The following is a 17,007-nucleotide window of genomic DNA, read 5'->3' as shown; positions in this document are numbered from 1 at the left end:
GGTCGGTCAGTCGGCGATGTAGGAGATCTGGAAGCCGGTGAGGGTGATCACGTCGGCGGCGACGGCGTTGTCCACGGTCGCCAGGAGGAAGTAGCGGAACTGGCTGAGGTTGACCCGGGCCAGGTTCTGGTCCGTGATGGTGTCGGTCCGGTCGAACGGGTTGGTGTCCGGGGACACCCGGACGATCCGGTCGGGCGCGGCGCCGCCTGCGGCGACCAGGGGAGCCCGCAGCAGCGAGATCCGGACGATCGCCGTCGCCCCGGTGTTGGTGCCCAGCGCCCGCAGCGACAGCAGCCGGACCTGGTCGGGCAGCGGGACGGTCATCAGACCGGAGACGTTCGCCGACCCCTGCGGCCGGACCGCGATCCCGGTCGGATCGTGGCTCCAGCCGGGGGACGGCGCGACCGGCACCAGCGCCGGGCTCAGCGTGATCGAGGTGGGCTTGGCCGGCGGCCGGACCGAGAGGGCGGCGATGGCCGCGTCGAGTTTGCCGACGGCAGTGGACACCGCCCCGAGGTCCGCCTCCAGGGTCCGGAACCGGATGTTGAAGCCGACCGGCCCGCCGGCCTGCACCCGGTCGACGTTGTCGATCCAGTCCGTGTGGTGGAAGGTCGGGGTGAAACTGACTCCGCTCATGGGCTCGTCTCCTTGGTCCGCCGCGGCGACCCGCTGCGGACACGGAACTTCGGGAAGGTGTGGTCGGGGTTGGCCGCCAGGGCCTCGCCGCGGATCTCGATGACGCGCTCGCGGATCGCCCGGGTGCTCACCTCGACCCCGATCGGGTGCAGGGCGTTGAGGATGTTCATGATCAGGTCGTACTGGTCCTTGGAGATGACCGTGTCCGCCGGCAGCTCCGGGCGCAGCCGCACCTCGAAGGTGTAGGGCGCCGGCTCGTCGCCCAGCAGGTAGGCGGCCTGGACCCAGACCGCGCCGGCCCGCACCCCGGTCAGCCGTGGTGCCGGCTGGGTGGTGGTGCTCCAGCTCGTCAGGCCGTCCGCCGGCGCTCCGGACGCCCAGTCGAGACGGGCGTCCGCGCCGACCGCGGTGGGCGGTGGCACGACCCGCAGGTCCACCGATTCCCCCTCCTCGGCGGTGTCCGGGCCGACCACGGCGACCAGCGGCTGCGCCGTGTGCCGCAGGACCACGTCGGAGCCGGCCCGCCGGACGTGGCCGAAGCCGGCCGCGTGGGCCGCCGCGGCCAGCCGGCCCGGGGGAAGGCCGCCGTGCCGGACGGTGAGCCCGCGGCCCTGGGCGGTCAGTGCGTCGCCGGCCGGATCGAAGGCCTCGACCACGGTCAGCTTCCCGACGACCTGCTGGCGGTCCAGCTCGCCCAGCAGCGCGTCGAGCCGCTCGGCCACGCCGTGCTGCACCAGGCGGTGGTTCGGCTCGGTCCCGTAGACCGCGCGGGGGTCGTCGTGCCGGGTGAGGAAGACCGGGTCGAAGGCCGGATCGGGCCCGCCGACGACGTCCACCGGCGCACCGGGGGTGCCGTCGGCGGCGATCTGCCCGCCGTCGGCGAGGTCGGCCGCGCCGACCCGCAGGGTGCGGGTGGCGCTGAGCGTGTGGCCGCCGCGGCTGACGTCGACCTTGACCACCACGCCACCCGGGTCGGTGGCCCGCAGGGTGGCCGTCCCGGCCGGCCCTTCGGTGACCGCGGCCCGGCCCGGACCGCACGGGACGGTCAGCCACCGGACGAACGCGTCCGCCGGAAGCGCCGGCCGGACGGCCAGCTGCACGGCCGAACCCGCCGTCAGGTCGGTGGGCCCGGCGCCGGGCGGGGTCAGGTCGATGCCGAGGTGGTCGCCCACCGCGCACGCGGCGTACACCGGATCGGCATCACCGGGGCACCGGACGAAGTCGAAGCCCGCCCGGTGGGCCAGCGCCGCCAGCCGGCCGGGCGGCAGGGTGCTGTGGCGGAGCATCAGGGCGCGTCCGGTGGCCCGGAGGTCGTCGGCCCGGGGGTCGAAGGCCGAGTCCACCCGCAGCCGCCCGGCCGGGGCCTCGGCCGCCACCAGGCCGGCCAGCCGGTCGAGCGGGTCGGCGACGACGAGCTGCAGCCGGTGCGGGTCCGGTGGCAGCTCGTGCGGCCGGACGTCCCGCGGCGCCGGAGGCGTGTAGTCGACGTCGGCGCGCTCGTGCCGCAGCAGGAACACGGGATCGAAGAGCTCCTCGTCGGCCGCGGTGCCGACGGTGCCGGCCTCCGTCACCCGGCGCCGGCCGTCCCGGTCGATGACCTCGCCGGGCAGCAGGCCCACCGGTACCACGGTGACGACGCGGCTGCCCCGCACCACCCTCCGGTTGGCGTCGTCGACCACCAGCGGGTGGTCCGTCGACCCGATCCGGCCGACGGCGGTGTTCAGGACCTCGGTCAGGTTGGCGGGCGTCGGCAGGATCCACCGGCGGAAGATCCGCAACCGTCGGCCGTAGTGCTCGTCGCTCTCGCCGAGGGCGGGGAAGAAGTCCGCCCGGGCCACCGAGGACAGCCGGACCTCGTCGATCGTGCCGAGGAACCCGCTGCCGGCGGAGCCGATCAGGAGCGGCGCGGTGCCGCCGACCGCGCCGAAGGGCTGGCCGAGCGGCTTGCGGTCGCGGGGCTTCCCGTCGACGTACAGGGTGACCAGGCCCGCCCCGCGGTCGAGCACCGCCGCGACATGGCTGAACCGGTCCGTGGGCAGCGACAGATCGGCGAACAGCTCCACGGTGGAAGCGCCGTCACCCACGGCGAACCGCAGGTTCCGGGGCAGCCCGCGGCCGAAGTCGCCGGTGCCGAGCACCCAGCCGGCCGGGCCGGTCGCCGAGTTGGTCGCCGGGGCGGGGTGCCGGGTCAGCAGCAGACCGTCCGACGGGCCCGGATCCGGGCGGACGAAGCACTCCACGGTCGCGTCCGCCGTCGGCCCGATGTCGAGGCCGGGGCTGCTCCCGACCGTGACGACGGCCTCGGAACCGGCGAAGCGGAAGGCCCGCCCGTACCGGCTGGGGCTGCCAGGCCGGACCGGGCCGCTGATCGTGCCGTGGTGGCCGGTGCGCCCCGGGTAGCGCCCGGTCAGGTCCTCCACCTGCGGGTTGTCGCCCGCCTTGTCGTCCAGGTGGTACAGCGCGACGATGTGCTCGTCGTAGCCGTACGGCAGCGGAGGGAAGCGCGGCACCCCGAGGTCGGCCCCGATCAGGTCCAGGCTGGCGCCGGTGGCCCTGGACAGGTGGCGCTGCCCGAGCGTGCGGACGAGCTGGTGGCGCAGCTGGTCCCGCTCCGCGCCGAGGGCCCACAGCAGCTTGCCCGTCGTGCCGAGCAGCGCGGTCAGGGACCAGCGCTGCTCGGCGCTCCCGTCGGCCGGCGCCGGCGCCGTCACCAGGCCGGTCAGCGTGGTCTCCTCGGTGGTCCCGTCCGGGAGCCGGAGGGGGTAGGACGTCCCGGCCCGCGTCCCGGCCGCGACGGTGAGGGAGACCGGGCCCCCGGCGCTGCCGGGCCCGGCGAGCCCCACAGTGACGACGGTCTCGCGCTCGCAGTCCCGCAACAGCGCCAGCACGTAGGCCGGTTCGGCCGGATGCCCGAAGGTCGCCCGGTGGTCCCGGAAGTCGTACGGGGCGATCCGCGCGGCGGCCGGGCCGGCGCCCGCGAGGAGCGTCAGCGCGAGCGAGTCCGCACCCCGGCCGAACGGCGCCGTGAGGTGGCGCGCCATCCGGACCGCCGTCAGGGTGCTCATCGGACCACCACCGTGAGGTCGATCAGGACGCTCTCCGGCTGGAGGACGGCGAGTTCGGTCGGCCCCATCACCAGGTTCTCGCCGACGGCGGCCTCGACCACCGCGGTCTGGTGCGGCACCGCGCCGAAGGTGATCCGCCCGAAGGCCGGCGGGCACCGCCGCAGGTGCAGCTGCTGCACGTCGACGACCCCGGGCTGCTCCACGAAGGCGGCCATCACGTGCGAGTACCGGACGTCGCCGCCGAGCCGCAGCCCGCCGATGTCGGCGGCCAGCCGCCGCAGGATCGCGGACTGCAGCGCGCTGCTGTCGGAGCCGGCCTCGACGATCACCGTCGCGCGGACACCGGTCTCGATGTGGTTGGCCTCGACGATGTTGGCGTGCACGCCCACCGGACGCACCCGGTCGACCGCGGCCGACACGCGCTCGTACACCCCGGGCACCGGCCCGGTCGTCCGCCACGGCCACCGGTAGTCGTGGGCGACCAGCACGTCGAAGAAGTACGGCTCGCCGACGTGGCGTTCGGTGCTGAACTGCCGCTGGTCGAAGGTGAACATGTCGAAGTAGCTCTGCGACACGTCCACACCGCCGAGCGGGTCGGACAGCACGACGTCCACGACCCCGTTCACGTCCAGCACCTCCTGGCGCACGCTGTCCAGGGTCCACAGGTCGCGGGCGAGCCCGGTGAGCCGGGCGCGGTAGACCTCGTCGGACTCGCGCCGCGCGCCGCCGGTGGTGGAGGACGGGTTGGTCACCGTCAGGGTGGCCGGGGCGAAGTCCCCCAGGTACACCTGCTGCCAGACCGGGTCGACGACGGTGACGGTGTCCTTGCCCCGGTCGTAGGTGTCGCCCCGGTCGACCGCGGCGACGGCGACGTCCGCGGTGCGGGCGTTCGTGCCCAGCCGGGCCGCGGCCGTGGTGGCGAAGGCCTTCACCGGCACGGTCGCCGTCGTGACGATCGTCCCCTCCGGCACGACGTAGTCGCGCCCCGGGGCCGCTCCCGCCAGGGTGAACCGGACGGTGCCCTCGCTGAACAGGTCCCGGCGGGCCAGGCCGACGTCCTCGCCGAGCAGGTCGAGGGCGTCGCCGTACGCGGTGGAGACGAAGTTGGCGTAGTAGAGGTCCTCCATGAGCTTCCAGACCTCGGCGTCCTCGTGCGCCGCGACCTCCAGGAGCTTGCGCACCGGGCTGGTGCTGGTCAGGTCGATGCCGAGGACGGCCCTGACCCGGTCGACGCCCTCCTGCAGCAGGATGTCGAAGGGCTTGAGGACGAATCCCTCTTCGGTGACTCCGTACTCGGTCATCGGACGCTCACACCCCCACTTCGACCAGCAGCGTGGCCGGCTGCTCCGCCACCGTCTCGACCTCGACCCGGACGTTCCAGGACCGCGAGGTGCGGAACTGCGGACCCTCGTCGAAGGTGATCTGCCGGATGTCGTTCACCCGCGGGTCCGTCACCAGCGTGCGGACCAGGTTCAGCTCCAGCAGCTGGCGGATCAGCTGGGGAGGGTGCGCCTCGGTGAAGGCCCGCGTCACATCGAGCCCGTAGCCGACGTTGAACTCGTCCGACCCGAACGGGGTGAGGACCCGCAGGGTGAGGGCCTGGAGCAGGTTGGCCGTGCCGCTGACCTCGGTCAGCTGCCCGTCTCGCACGACCAGGTCGCCGTCCTGCATCAGCAGGCTGCGGCCGAACGGTCCGTCGTTCACGTCAATCCTCCTGGGTTGGCCGGCTACCCGGCCGTCAGCTTGGTCTGGCCGGCCGAGGCGACCTGCCACATGACGGGCGCGGGCGGCGTCGCGTTGGTGAGTCCCCGGGCGGTGTCCAGCAGCACGGGCTGGCCCCGGACGGCGAGGTCGGTGCTGAGCCCGGCGATGAGGGAGGTCACCTTGAGGCACGGGGTCTGGCCGGCGGCCGCGTTGGTGTTGGCGCAGCCGGCGATGGTGGCGGCGGCGAGGTCGCTCTGGACCAGGACGGGCTGCCCGTCGACGGTGAGCGCGGTGCCGGCGGCCGGCACGGTGAGCCGGCCGCCGTGGATGCACTGGAGTACCGACGCGGTGGTGAGCGCGCTGGGCATCAGGTCACCTTCACCGAGGGGCCGTCGAGCGTGAGGCTGACCTGGCCGTTGCCGAGGGTCAGCGTCTTGTTGGCGGCGGTGGTGATGGTCACGTTGCCGTCCTTGTCCACGGCGATCCTGGTGCCGCTCTGGTGCTCGATCGTGATCGTGCTGTCGGTGGGGGGAGTCGGCCGGGTGCCGACGTCCGGCAGCTTGTCGGCGCCGACGAGCAGGTGCATCCCGGCGACCTGTACCACCCGGTGGCCGGTGGCGTCGGTGAGGTCGTTGGCGCCCTTGCCGACCGGGAGCCCGTCCGGGCCGAGCTGGGTGGGCAGGGCGAGCCAGTAGTCGCCGGCCCGGTTGCCTGGGTGCGCCTGGGCCGGGTTCTCCGGCCAGAGGAACCCGGTCACCACGGCGTCGTTCACCAGGCCGCGGTTGTGTGCCAGGACGGCGCGCATCTTCGGGTACACCGGCGTGATCAGGCCGCAGTTGTGGAACGCGAACGGCGAGGCGATCGGCTTGTTGTGCAGGTCCACCGCGGTGTCGACCGGGGACGCGACGCTGGGCGCGACCACCGCGCCGGACGGGCTCTGCCCGTAGTGCAGCGAGGCCAGGTGCTTGCCCTCGGCGCCGGGCGCGTAGGCGGTGACCTCGCCCACGTCGATGGCCGGCCGCTCCTGCTGCTGGCGGTCCACGACGTCCCGCCAGCGGTCCACCACGCCCTGCACCCCGCCGCCGACCTGGGCCCGCTTGCCCGCCTCGGCGACCACCAGCTTGACGTCCACGGTGTAGCCGGAGCGGGAGCCGAACCGGTGGAGGACGGCGCTGATCCGCATGGTCTGGTCGGGGACGCCCTTGACCCCGGTGATCGAGGCGACCTGGCCCACCCGCAGCCCGGGGTGCCCCAGGGCGGTCAGACCGAGCGCCGCACGCATCGGGACCACCTGGGTGGTGGCCGGGGCTGCTCCGGGGGCGGGCCCCGGGGCCTGGGCGGGTTTCGGGGCCTGGGCGGGCTGCGGGGCCCGGGTCACGGTGTCCTCGGCGCGGCTCTGGTCGAGGGAGACCAGGTTGCGCTCCGGGTCGAAGCCGACGGGCGCGCGGTCGGCCGGGTTCCCGACGGCCGGCCCGAGGTAGACCATCTTGTCCCGGACGACGAACGGCACGTCCGCCCGGCCGGCCAGGTCGCGCAGGGTGTCCAGGGCCGACCCGTTCCCCGCGGTGAAGTTCTCCAGCGTCCCGGTCAGGGCGGAGCCGGTGGCCAGCTGGACGCCGGCCTTCGCGGCGACGGCCCGGGCGAACTCGGTGAGGTCGGTCGGCGCGAGTGCGCTCTCCGCGGTGGGCGTGGTCCGCAGCAGGTACCCGCCCTCCTCCTGGCCGGTGAGCACGGTGCGGGACGACCCGTCCTGGTCCACGCTGCTGGCGATCGAGGTGAGCCGCCCCTGCAGCACCGGATCGAGGCCGGTGGTGGTGGCGGGCTCGTCGAAGTACCCGAGGTGGATGAGGACCTTGAGCGGGGTGGTCGCCACCTTGGCCCGGATGAGCTCCACCGTCGGATCGGGCAGGTTCACCAGGGTGAGCTCGAAGGTGTCCGCGGCGGCGCCCTCGGTCATGGTGACGGTGATGTCGGCGTCCAGGACGAGCGAACCGCTCAGCAGGTCGTTCGAGACGGTGACCGGAAGGGCGGCGCCGACCAGCGACGCGACCGCGGCGAGCAGGCCGCCGCCGCCCGGCCCCAGTTCGGCGATCTCGACCTTGTACCAGATGACCAGGCTCATCGCAGCGCCACCCCGCCCACCACCACGGACCCGAACTCGCCGACCCCGTTGAGGTTCCGCCGTGCCACCCGCATGGTGGGGAAGGTCAGGGAGAGCTCGCCGGCCCGGTACTCGACCCCCGGGACCAGCTTGCGGCGCAGCAGCGCGACCAGCCCCGAGGGCTCCTCCCGGGCGACCCGCAGCACCAGGAAGGCCCCGGCCGCGGGCAGGTCCAGGACCGGGTCGGCGGGCGCGGCGCGCAGCACGTCCTCGGCCGCGTTCACGTACAGGTGGAACTGGTAGATCCTGGCGCCCAGCTGGAGCCGGAACGCCTGGGGGAAGCCCTCGGTGGGCTCGATCGGCAAACGGAGATAGCTCGGTGTTGCCACAATCCCTCCGGCTACATCGGGCCTCGCGGCGTACGGGGAATCGGATTCGGCGGCGGGCCGCTCGGGAGCGCCGCCGTCGCGACGGCCAGGGCGAGGTCGGCGGCCTCGCTGATCGCCGCCGTGACGGCGGACCTCGGTACCTGCTGCAGGGTGATGCTGACGTCGAGGGCCTCGCGCTTCTGCACGTTCTGGGTGAACCGCAGGTCGGTGATCTGCATGTCGAGGCTGATCGTGAACCCCGACACCACCGGGATGCCGGCGACGGCCAGCAGCGGCGCCGCGGCCGAGACGAGCAGCCGCGACGTCAGTGCCATGACCTCCAGCGCCTTCTTCAGCAGCAGGCGCTCCGGCCCGATCAGCATCGCCTCGATGGCGATGGTCTTCGTGGTCGGCTGGGTGGCCTGGGAGAACCGGCCGCCGGCGATCCGCTCGATCCGGTAGCCCTCGTTGATCGTCATCGACTGCACGTACAGCAGCGGCACCGCGCCGACCAGCACCGGGATGTTCGCCCCGCTCACAGGCGACTCGTCAGCTCACGTTCGAACTCGCTGAACACGTGCGTCGCGACCTGCTGGACATGGCTGTCGCTCAGCGCGCCGACCACCTGCACCTCCACCGGGAAGTGAAAGTTGATCACCGTCCCGCTGTCGCCGTGGGGCGACAGGATCGCCTCGCCGCCCACCGCCGGGACGACGTACTCGCCCTCGTGCACCAGCGCGATCCCGGTGCGCTCCACCCGCCCGCCTCCGTCGTACGACGGCAGCGCCACGGTCGAGTCGTCGGCCACGGCTCAGGCCTCCAGCCCGACGGTGAGCGCCAGGCAGTTGAAGCTCGCCTGCGGGACACCGTCGATGACGACGTTGCTGGGACTGGCCGAGGTGACGACGCAGCGGGCGAACTTCAGCGACTTGAAGGCCCAGTCGGTGCCCTTCTTCTCCGCGACCGCGATCGAGAACTCGGCGCCGTTGGTGGCCAGTTCGGTGAGGTCGGCGACCGCCGACGCCACCGCGGGCACCGCCATGGTGAAGGTGAAGGTGAACGGCTGCCGGACGTAGCCGACGTTGTCCGCCTCAATGCTGTGGATCACCGTGTGGGGCACGTTGAACGTCGGTGTGAACGTCGAGATCGGCGTGATGGTGGCGTCGCCGAGCTTGACCTCCAGCCTGGTGTTCCAGTCGGCCATGCGCGTTCTCCTCCTCTTCGGACTCTCGAACTCTGGGACTCTCGAACTCTGGGGACTCTGGGGACTCTGGGGGCTACTGGAACTTCAGCGCGATGTTGAGCCGGTGCACGGCCGCGGCGTACTCGACCGTGACCAGGGCCTCGACCACCCGCTGCGCGTGGGCGTTGTTGATCTGCGCGCCCTCCGAGGGCGTCAGGGTCGCCGGGTTCTTGTCCAGCAGGCGCAGCAGCGGAATGTCGATCCTGTAGGAGTCGAGCACCTCGGCCCGCTGCAGCGGATCCAGCACCGACTCCATCTGCCCCACCAGGGCCCGCAGCCCGGACCGGCTGATCCGCAGGTTGCCGATCGTCTTGATGAGCTGCGCCTTCAGCCGGAAGGAGACGTCGTCGACGGTCCGCACGATGTCGATGAACTTCTTCTTGCCGGGGGCACTGCCGCCGGTGTACCCCTCACCGAGGTAGACCCCCTGGCCCGGGATCAGCGACGGCGTGGTGAGCCAGTTGACGCCCTGTCCGGCCGGGCCCGATGGCTGCGGACCGGTCTCGGTCTCCTGGCCGTTCAGGGTCTGGATCTGGGTCGGGGTGAACGGCGGGCTGGTGATCTGGACCTGCTTCAGCAGCAGCGAGACGTGCGGCGCGTGCCCGGCGATCGTGCCGGCCACCGCGGCGGCGGCGTCCTCGTCGCTCTGGTGCGCGATGTAGACCATCCGGTCACTGGCCAGTGCCCCGCTGACGATCGACGGATCGGCCGATCCCTTGGTCAGCATGGCGACGCCCATCCGCTCCTTGCCGTCGCCGCCGGTCTGGGAGGTCTCGTCCACGTGCTGGACCAGTCGCGCGATCGCCCCCTGGCTGCCGTTGGTGGCGCCTGACGTCGAGTCGAGGGGGAGGTTGGCGAGCACCACCAGCTGGACGTCGAGGGCGGCCACGGCGTCGAGGGCGACGCCGTAGTCGGGCGAGGTGTCGTCGACGCGGACCCCCCACACCAGGGAGGGCCCCGGGGACTGCCGGAACGCGAGCCCGATCGAGGCGCCCAGCTCTCCGGGAGCCTGGCGGCGCGCCTCGGCGGGGTCGGTGAACATGACCGGTACTCCCACCTGCGCGATGTCGGCGGGGGGAGAGCTCGGAGCGGTGACCCTGCCGATCACCGCGATGTTGCCGAACGCCCGTGTGACGGGCGCGAACAGGTCGACCGTGGGGTTGACTCTGATGTATCTGACGGTCATCCGCCGTCTCCGTTCTGTCGGGCCTTCCTCAGTGGTACTTCGCCTGCAACTTCCTTTGCAGGGAGGTCAGTTCACTCGGTGAGAGGGTCGGCGTGGCCGTGGTGGCCGGCGTGGCCGTCGCGGCCGGCTCGCCGGCGGCGGCCCCCCGGTCGGCCTCCCCGGCCGGGGGCGCCGATGGCGGCCGGGTGTCGCCCTCGGGCTCGGGCACGTCGATGGGGACGGGCACGGTGGCCTCCTCCGCTCGGGTCTACGGGGTGCTCAGGAACAGGCTCAGGACGTCCTCGCGGGCGAAGAGCCTCGTCGCGGCCGCGGCTGCGGCCTGCGGATCGGGTGAGGCCGACGCGGCCGGGAACACGACGGCCACGGCGTACGGCGCCTTCGCCTCGCCGAGGACGGAGGGCCGGCTGGGGGCCAGCAGGTCGGAGGCCGAGGCCCGAAGCCGCTTGGCGGCTCGCAGCCCCGCCGTGAGGTCGAGGGAGTCCATCGCCAGAACGGCGACGGAGATCTCGATTCCGTACGCATTGGCCGGATCCGTAGGGTCGAACTGCGGCGGTGCGCGCAGCCGGATTTCGGCGACCAGGTACTCGCCGGCCTCCCGGAGGTCCTCGACCGTCACCAGCTGGTGCCGGTGCATGAATTCGTCGAGATCGAGAAAGGGGACCTGCGCGCGAAAGTCGTCCAGTGTGGAGATGCCGTCGACCATCCGCGTCACCACCGACTCCACGCCGCCCGGATCGACCTCGGCGACCAGGTCGACCTGGACGCGGGCGAGCAGATCGGCCCAGACCGGATCGTGCGTCACGGTCAGCCGCAGATCGTCCCGGACGTAGCTCGGCACCGTCCGGCTGAGGTCGCCGCTGACGCGCCGGACCGGGAAGAACGGCTGCTGCAGCACGATGTCACCGACCCGGACGTCCGCGACCCGGTCGATGCGGGCGAACTCTAGCTCATGGGTCGCGTTGATCAGGGTGAGGATCCCGCTGCTGTCGTCCGCCGGGGCCAGGGCGCCCTTGAGGCGGTCGGGATCGCTCAGTGCGAGCAATACGGTGTCGGAGAACGTACCCATGATCGCGATATGTCCGCCGTTCCCTGGTGTGCCGCACGGATATTCAGGCGCGGGCCCTATTAGAGCAGAGTCGGGCGCGATGGTGAGTTATCCGTATGCAAACCGGCGTGGCGGGTCGGAGGGCGGATTATTTCCCAAATGGTAAATATGGAAAGGTTTTCATTTATGTGAATTGAGTGGCTTTTCCGAGGAGGCGGGTCTCCGCCCCGGTCTCCGCCCCGGTCACACCCGAGGGCGTGACCGGGGCGGAGACCCGCCGGCTTCTCAGGCGGTGCTGAACCTCAGGCTGTGTCGAACCTCAGGTGGAGCCGCGGACACGGCGCCGCGGTGTCGTCCTCAGGGGGTGGGCCCCAGGCCGCGAGTGCGGCGGAAACGCCCTGCGGGCCGGATTCCAGGTAGCAGATCATGTTCACCGGGTACCGGCTGTTGGCGGACATGTAGCGGTCCATCGGTGTCGGCTGCTCGCTTATTCGCAGCCCGCGCTCCTCGGGCGGGCCGATCCGGTGCCAGTCGGGATGCAGGTGGATGGAGCCGAGGATCTCGACCCCGTCGCGGTCCGCCTCCCGGTGGATGCGCAGCAGGTCTCGCGAGCTGCACCAGAATCCCCGGCGGGGGTTGCGGTAGGCGCCGCCGAAGCACGGCGCTATGGATCGCGCGAACTCCTCGACCGCGGTCGGGTCGGTGGCGCGGACGTTGGTCGCGAACTGGACCGCGGTGACGGCCGCGACACCGTCGACGACGGTCCCGAGCAGGAGGGCGAAACAGGAGGGCGGTTCCTCCGGCGTACAGGACTCGTACTCGTCGCGCGCCACGGAGATGAACGACTTGAGGGCGTCGAATCCGATCAGGGCGGTGTGGGGTGCGAGCGTCATCGCGGTTCCTCCTCCTTCAGCCGACGTGCGCATGGTCGTCCGCCTCGGTGGCCCGTGACGCGAGATCCAGCAACGTGAGCTCGGCCGGGGAGAGTTCCAGCGTCGCTCCCGGGATCAGTTCGGCGAGCTGCTCGGGCGTCCTGCTGCTGGCGAGCGGGGCGACGACGTGGGGCTGTACCCTCAGCCACGCCAGGGCCACCGCGGCGACCGCGGTGCCGTGCTCGGCGGCGATCGTGTCCAGCTCCCGGAGCACCGCACGGCCGCGGGGCGTTTCGCCGTACGGCTGCGCCGCGCCGGTGCGGACGCTGGCAACGGCGGGCGCGCCCTCGCGGTACTTGCCCGTCAGGAAGCCCTGGGCGAGCGCGAAGTACGGGACGCAGGAGACGCCCTCGCGCTCGCAGACCGGGGCGATCCCGCTCTCGAAGGGCTCGCGCTCCACGAGGTTGTAGGGGGGTTGGACCGCCACGTAGGAGGCGAGCCCCGAGCGCTTCGAGGCCTCAAGGGATTCGGCCAGTCTGGGGCCGCTGATGTTCGAGGCGCCGAGGTGGCGCACCTTCCCCGCCGCGACCAGGGCGTCGAGTGCGCCGAGGGTCTCCTCCAGGGGAGTTCCGGGGTCGTCCGCGTGCGTGTAGTAGAGGTCGATGTGATCCGTCCGCAGCCGGCGCAGGGAGTCCTCCACCGCCTGCTGGACGACCTCGGCCGTGAGTCCGGACAGCCCGTTCAGCCGGCCGACCTTGGTGGCGATGACGAAACGGTCCCGATGGCCGCGCGCGGCAAGCCAGTTGCCGAGGATGGACTCGGACTCCCCGCCGGTGTTCCCGGGGGCCCACTGGGAATAGGAGTCGGCGGTGTCGATGAAGTTACCGCCCGCTTCGGCGTAGGCGTCGAGAACGCGGAAGGATGTCCGCTCGTCGACGGTCCAGCCGAAGACGCTACCGCCGAGGCAGAGTGGAAAGACGTCGAGCTCGGAATGTGCGATGGCAACCAATGGACGCTTTCTGGTACTTGCCGGTTCCGGCGGTCGGGGTCTCCGGTGGCCGGTTCCGGTACGGAAGGTGGTCGCAGGGGACGCGGCGCGGCGCGACTTCCCAGGTCGTCGCCATTGAGGGTGGGCCGATGTCCCCGACGGCAATTGCCGGTGAATAACGCGTACTTGATATTCGGTCAGTACGGAAACCGATACTACCCGTCCGGTTCGGCGCCCTGTCGGGGCGCCGACCGGACGCCTTCCCGGCCGGTGTGCGGGCCGGCCGGCCCGAGCGCCGGCTGACAGGGCGTCGACAGGACTGTGGATACGATCGCATGAGAATCTGACGATCATTCCGTGACGGAGATCCCGTTCCACGGGCGGTCCGGGACCGATACCGTCTGCTCCGGGTGGGTGAGGCGGGGACGACCGCGCCGGGCATCGAGGGGAGCGTGGGCATGCAGCCGCTGGCAGCGGACGATCCGGGACAGGTGGGCGGGTACCGGCTGCTGGGGCAGCTCGGAGCCGGCGGGATGGGCCGGGTCTACCTCGGCCGGACCACGGGCGGGCGGACCGTCGCCGTCAAGCTGGTCCGTAGCGACCTGGCCGGGGACTCCGAGTTCCGGGCCAGGTTCCGCCAGGAGGTGGCGGCCGCGCGGCGGGTCGGCGGCACCTGGACGGCGCCGGTCCTGGACGCGGACACCGAGGGCGGGCAGCCCTGGGTGGCCACCGGCTATGTCGCCGGTCCCGCACTCACCGTCGCCGTCCAGGAGTTCGGGCCGCTGCCCGAGCCGACCGTGCGGACCCTCGGCGTCGGCCTCGCCGAGGCGCTCGCCCATGTGCACGGCCTCGGACTGGTGCACCGGGACGTCAAACCGTCGAACGTGCTGCTGACGCTGGACGGGCCGCGGCTGATCGACTTCGGCATCGCCCGCGCACTGGACGCCGCCGCCGTGCTCACCCGGTCCGGCCAGGTGGTCGGCTCGCCGGGATTCATGTCGCCGGAGCAGGCGAACGGACTGCCCGCCGGAGCGGCCGGCGACGTCTTCTCGCTCGGCGCGGTGCTCGCGTACGCGGCGACGGGCACGATGCCGTTCGGATCCGGGGTGAGCGCGCCCGTCCTGCTCTACCGGGTGCTGCACGAGGAGCCCGACCTCTCCGGGCTGACCGGTGGCCTGCACTCGATCGTCCGTGACTGCCTGGCCAGGGACCCGTCCGCCCGCCCGACACCCGGACAGCTGCGGGAACGACTGGACGGCGACGGTGCGGCGGCCGCCCGGCTGGGGCAGGGGCACTGGCTGCCGCCGGCGCTGGCGGCGGCGGTCGGGCGCAGCGCCGTGCAGCTGCTGGACCTGGAGGGGGCGCGGGAGGCCGGGCAGGGGGCAGCCGCGTCGGCTTTGGCAGCTCCTGCAGCGCCGGCCCCTGCAACGCCGACCCTTGCAGCGGCGACCCCTGTGACGGCTCCCGGACCGCGGACTCCCGCCGGGAGCTGGACGGTTGCCGAGGCGGCGAGGGCGGCGCGGGCGGCCGAGGTGGCGAAGACGGCCCCCGGCGGCGCCGTGCCCGGGGCGCCTGCAGGCCCCCCGGCTGCCGGGGTGCCCGGGTTCGGACCGCCGGTCCCGCCGGCCGTGGGCCCCGGCGGGCCGGTCGGACCGTATGCGCCGACCCCGTTCCCCGCCCCGGCCCCGGTCCCGACGCGGTCGGTGCCGGGCACGGCTCCGGGCTACGGGCCGTACCCGCAGCGGCCGGGCGGCCGGCGGGGGTACGGAGCGCTGGCGGCCGTGCTGGCCGTCGCGGTGCTGCTGGGCGGCGGGTACCTGCTGGTCGAGCGGCTGAAGGAGAACAACCGGCAGGACGCGTCCGCCGCCGCCGCGTCGGACCCGGGGAGGACCACCCCGGCCGCCGACAGCCCGGCGCCCGCCGTGGCCTCCACCGACCCGGGGCCGGGCATTGTCCCCGCGCAGTTCCTCGGGACGTGGGTCGGTGAGCAGATGGCTGCCAACGGGGACGTCACCACCCTCACCCTGACGATCGTCCAGTCGGCGAAGAGCGAGGAGAAGAGCAGGATCCGCGCCGAGACGCCGAAGACCGGCACCTGGTGCGAGGGCGCGTGGACGCTCACCGACGCCGACGAGAGCCGGGTCTCCTACGCGTCCCGGATGACCGGCACCTCGGCCGGTGAGAAGTGCGTCGCCGACCGGTCGGCCTACCGCGTGATCACGATGCAGCCGGACGGCACCCTCCGCTACAGCATGGACCTGCTCAAGCCGGACCAGTACCTGGTGCTGCGGAAGAAGGCCTGAGAAGCGCGGGCGCCACGCTGGGTCACCGGTGGATGTGTCAACTCCTCACGCTGAGACACGAGTCGGGCTCCCTCCGGATGCGACGGCCCCCACATGGGAGGACGGTGGAGGGGAGGACGGCGATGTGCGGCCGGTCCGGACTCCGCCGGGTCGGGTGGCCGGGAGCCGGCGGTGGGCGGGGCCGTGGGCCGCCGCCGTGGCCGCGCCCGGACGGGCGGAAGGACGGGGCGTGAGAGCGATGGCCGAAAAGGTCTACAGCATCATCGAGGTGGCGGAGCAGGACGGTCGGTGGGGGTACACGGACATCAACTTCTCCGAGGGGCGGACGTCCGACCCGCCGGGTTCCGGCGCCGGGTCGGTGTGGCGGCAGATCAGCCCGTTGCCGATCGCGGGCAGCGGACTGGCGGCCGCCGGCTCCGCCGAGGACCGTCGACGGGTCTACTACCAGGAGTCGGACCGGAGCGTGGTCGGCGCGGTGTACGACCCGTCGTCGCCGGACGGGCCCTGGAGCGGGTACCGCGTCCTCACCAGGGAGACGGGTGCCCCCAGCGCCGCCGTGGGCAGTGCGCTGGCGGTGACGCGGGGGAGCGGGGGCCTGCGGGTCCTCTACCTGGACGACGGCCGGCTGGACGGCGGCCGCCGCCTGGTACGGCTGGAGGAACGGGAGCGGGAGTGGACGTACGCGGTGTGCACCGACGCCCCGCGGGGGTCCCCGATCAGTCCGCTGGCCGCCGTCACGACCGGGCTGGGCGAGTACACCTACTACCTGGACGAGCGGGGCCACGTCGTCGAGGTGTCGTGGCCGGGGGCGGAGGGCTGGTCGGTCTGCGACGTGACGTCAGGTGTCGAGGACTGCCCGGCGCCCGCCCCGCTCAGCCGGCTGACCGCCGCCGGCTACGGGACCGACTTCCGCCTCGTCTACTTCCTCGACGAGGGCAACCACCCCGTGCAGCTCGAACACCGGGTCATCGAGGGGACGAAGAAGAACCCCGGGGGAAGTGCGCTGTGGCAGGCGCTGAACCTGTCCGCGTACGGGGCTCCGGCCGCGGCGGTCGGCAGCGGGCCGGCGGTCGTGCTCACCGTCGGGGACCATCCGCAGCTCTACTACCCGGATGCCGACCGGATGGTGGTCGGCGTGGAGTTCAACGGCCGCGGGTGGGACGTCCGCCACGCCGGGGTCGATGCCGACGGCGGCGAGGGCGCTCCTCCGGTGGCCGTCGGCGGCCCGCTGGCAGCCGTGGCGGAAACCGACGGCTCGGCGGCCCGGGTGTACTACCTGGGTGCCGCCGACCCGGGTGCCGACCCGCAGGAGGGCGACCACCGCCTGATAGAGCTGCGGGGCGCCGGGGACAAGTGGACCTCTCGCGACCTGGGCGCCGAACTGGAGCTCCCCGACATCGCGACCGGTGTGCCCAGCCCGTTCGCCGCCATCTGCACCAGCGGCCCGCGCGTCTACTACACGAGCGAGGAGTAGCGGGGAGCCACCGGCTGCCGGG

17 protein-coding genes are annotated in these 17,007 nt (G+C 72.8%); 2 read left to right on the top strand and 15 right to left on the bottom strand.

Annotated features, from left to right (window positions below):
- Positions 1-6 precede the first annotated feature (6 nt).
- The 15 genes from ACFVVX_RS09445 to ACFVVX_RS09375 all read right to left on the bottom strand — a co-directional run bounded on the left by ACFVVX_RS09445 (position 7) and on the right by ACFVVX_RS09375 (position 13,229).
- Positions 7-636, bottom strand: coding sequence for a hypothetical protein (locus tag ACFVVX_RS09445; RefSeq protein WP_387943213.1), 630 nt, complete (start codon positions 634-636; stop codon positions 7-9).
- On the bottom strand, positions 633-3,701 hold the full coding sequence (locus ACFVVX_RS09440; protein ID WP_387943211.1) for a LamG-like jellyroll fold domain-containing protein: 3,069 nt from the start codon (positions 3,699-3,701) through the stop codon (positions 633-635). The genes ACFVVX_RS09445 and ACFVVX_RS09440 overlap by 4 nt, the downstream gene beginning before the upstream one ends.
- On the bottom strand, positions 3,698-5,002 hold the full coding sequence (locus ACFVVX_RS09435) for a baseplate J/gp47 family protein (RefSeq protein WP_387943209.1): 1,305 nt from the start codon (positions 5,000-5,002) through the stop codon (positions 3,698-3,700). Before ACFVVX_RS09435 ends, ACFVVX_RS09440 begins: the two co-directional genes overlap by 4 nt.
- Positions 5,003-5,009: 7 nt before the next feature.
- Entirely contained in the window at positions 5,010-5,405 is a 396-nt protein-coding gene (locus tag ACFVVX_RS09430; protein WP_387943207.1) for a hypothetical protein, read from the bottom strand.
- A gap of 23 nt (positions 5,406-5,428) precedes the next feature.
- Complete coding sequence (locus ACFVVX_RS09425) at positions 5,429-5,773, bottom strand: hypothetical protein (protein ID WP_387943205.1); 345 nt, start codon at positions 5,771-5,773, stop codon at positions 5,429-5,431.
- Entirely contained in the window at positions 5,773-7,527 is a 1,755-nt protein-coding gene (locus tag ACFVVX_RS09420; RefSeq protein WP_387943203.1) for a hypothetical protein, read from the bottom strand. Before ACFVVX_RS09420 ends, ACFVVX_RS09425 begins: the two co-directional genes overlap by 1 nt.
- Positions 7,524-7,871, bottom strand: a complete 348-nt coding sequence (locus ACFVVX_RS09415; protein ID WP_387943201.1) for a hypothetical protein — start codon at positions 7,869-7,871, stop codon at positions 7,524-7,526. The genes ACFVVX_RS09420 and ACFVVX_RS09415 overlap by 4 nt, the downstream gene beginning before the upstream one ends.
- Before the next feature lie 35 nt (positions 7,872-7,906).
- Entirely contained in the window at positions 7,907-8,413 is a 507-nt protein-coding gene (locus ACFVVX_RS09410; protein ID WP_387943199.1) for a hypothetical protein, read from the bottom strand.
- Entirely contained in the window at positions 8,410-8,682 is a 273-nt protein-coding gene (locus ACFVVX_RS09405) for a hypothetical protein (protein WP_387943197.1), read from the bottom strand. The genes ACFVVX_RS09410 and ACFVVX_RS09405 overlap by 4 nt, the downstream gene beginning before the upstream one ends.
- A 3-nt stretch (positions 8,683-8,685) precedes the next feature.
- Entirely contained in the window at positions 8,686-9,078 is a 393-nt protein-coding gene (locus ACFVVX_RS09400) for a hypothetical protein (RefSeq protein WP_387943195.1), read from the bottom strand.
- Between the two features lie 73 nt (positions 9,079-9,151).
- On the bottom strand, positions 9,152-10,303 hold the full coding sequence (locus ACFVVX_RS09395) for a hypothetical protein (RefSeq protein ID WP_387943193.1): 1,152 nt from the start codon (positions 10,301-10,303) through the stop codon (positions 9,152-9,154).
- Between the two features lie 28 nt (positions 10,304-10,331).
- Positions 10,332-10,529 carry a hypothetical protein gene (locus ACFVVX_RS09390; protein ID WP_387943191.1) on the bottom strand — a complete coding sequence of 66 codons (198 nt, stop codon included), beginning with the start codon at positions 10,527-10,529 and terminating at the stop codon, positions 10,332-10,334.
- 21 nt (positions 10,530-10,550) lie between these two features.
- Positions 10,551-11,369, bottom strand: a complete 819-nt coding sequence (locus ACFVVX_RS09385) for a hypothetical protein (RefSeq protein WP_387943189.1) — start codon at positions 11,367-11,369, stop codon at positions 10,551-10,553.
- A gap of 281 nt (positions 11,370-11,650) precedes the next feature.
- Complete coding sequence (locus ACFVVX_RS09380) at positions 11,651-12,241, bottom strand: hypothetical protein (RefSeq protein ID WP_387943187.1); 591 nt, start codon at positions 12,239-12,241, stop codon at positions 11,651-11,653.
- A gap of 16 nt (positions 12,242-12,257) precedes the next feature.
- Positions 12,258-13,229: an aldo/keto reductase gene (locus ACFVVX_RS09375; protein WP_387943185.1), complete on the bottom strand. Its 972-nt coding sequence runs from the start codon at positions 13,227-13,229 to the stop codon at positions 12,258-12,260.
- A gap of 437 nt (positions 13,230-13,666) precedes the next feature.
- Here ACFVVX_RS09375 and ACFVVX_RS09370 point away from each other — a divergent pair, with 437 nt between their 5' ends.
- Positions 13,667-15,511, top strand: coding sequence for a serine/threonine-protein kinase (locus tag ACFVVX_RS09370; protein ID WP_387943183.1), 1,845 nt, complete (start codon positions 13,667-13,669; stop codon positions 15,509-15,511).
- A 238-nt stretch (positions 15,512-15,749) separates the two neighbouring features.
- Positions 15,750-16,985 (top strand): hypothetical protein, encoded by a 1,236-nt coding sequence (locus tag ACFVVX_RS09365; protein WP_387943181.1) that lies wholly within the window; start codon positions 15,750-15,752, stop codon positions 16,983-16,985.
- The last annotated feature ends 22 nt before the right edge of the window (positions 16,986-17,007 follow it).

The sequence above is a fragment of the Kitasatospora sp. NPDC058170 genome (genome assembly GCF_042883905.1).
Classification (GTDB): domain Bacteria; phylum Actinomycetota; class Actinomycetes; order Streptomycetales; family Streptomycetaceae; genus Kitasatospora.
Note: the sequence above shows the minus strand (reverse complement) of the source record. Positions and strands in the feature narration are given on the sequence as shown.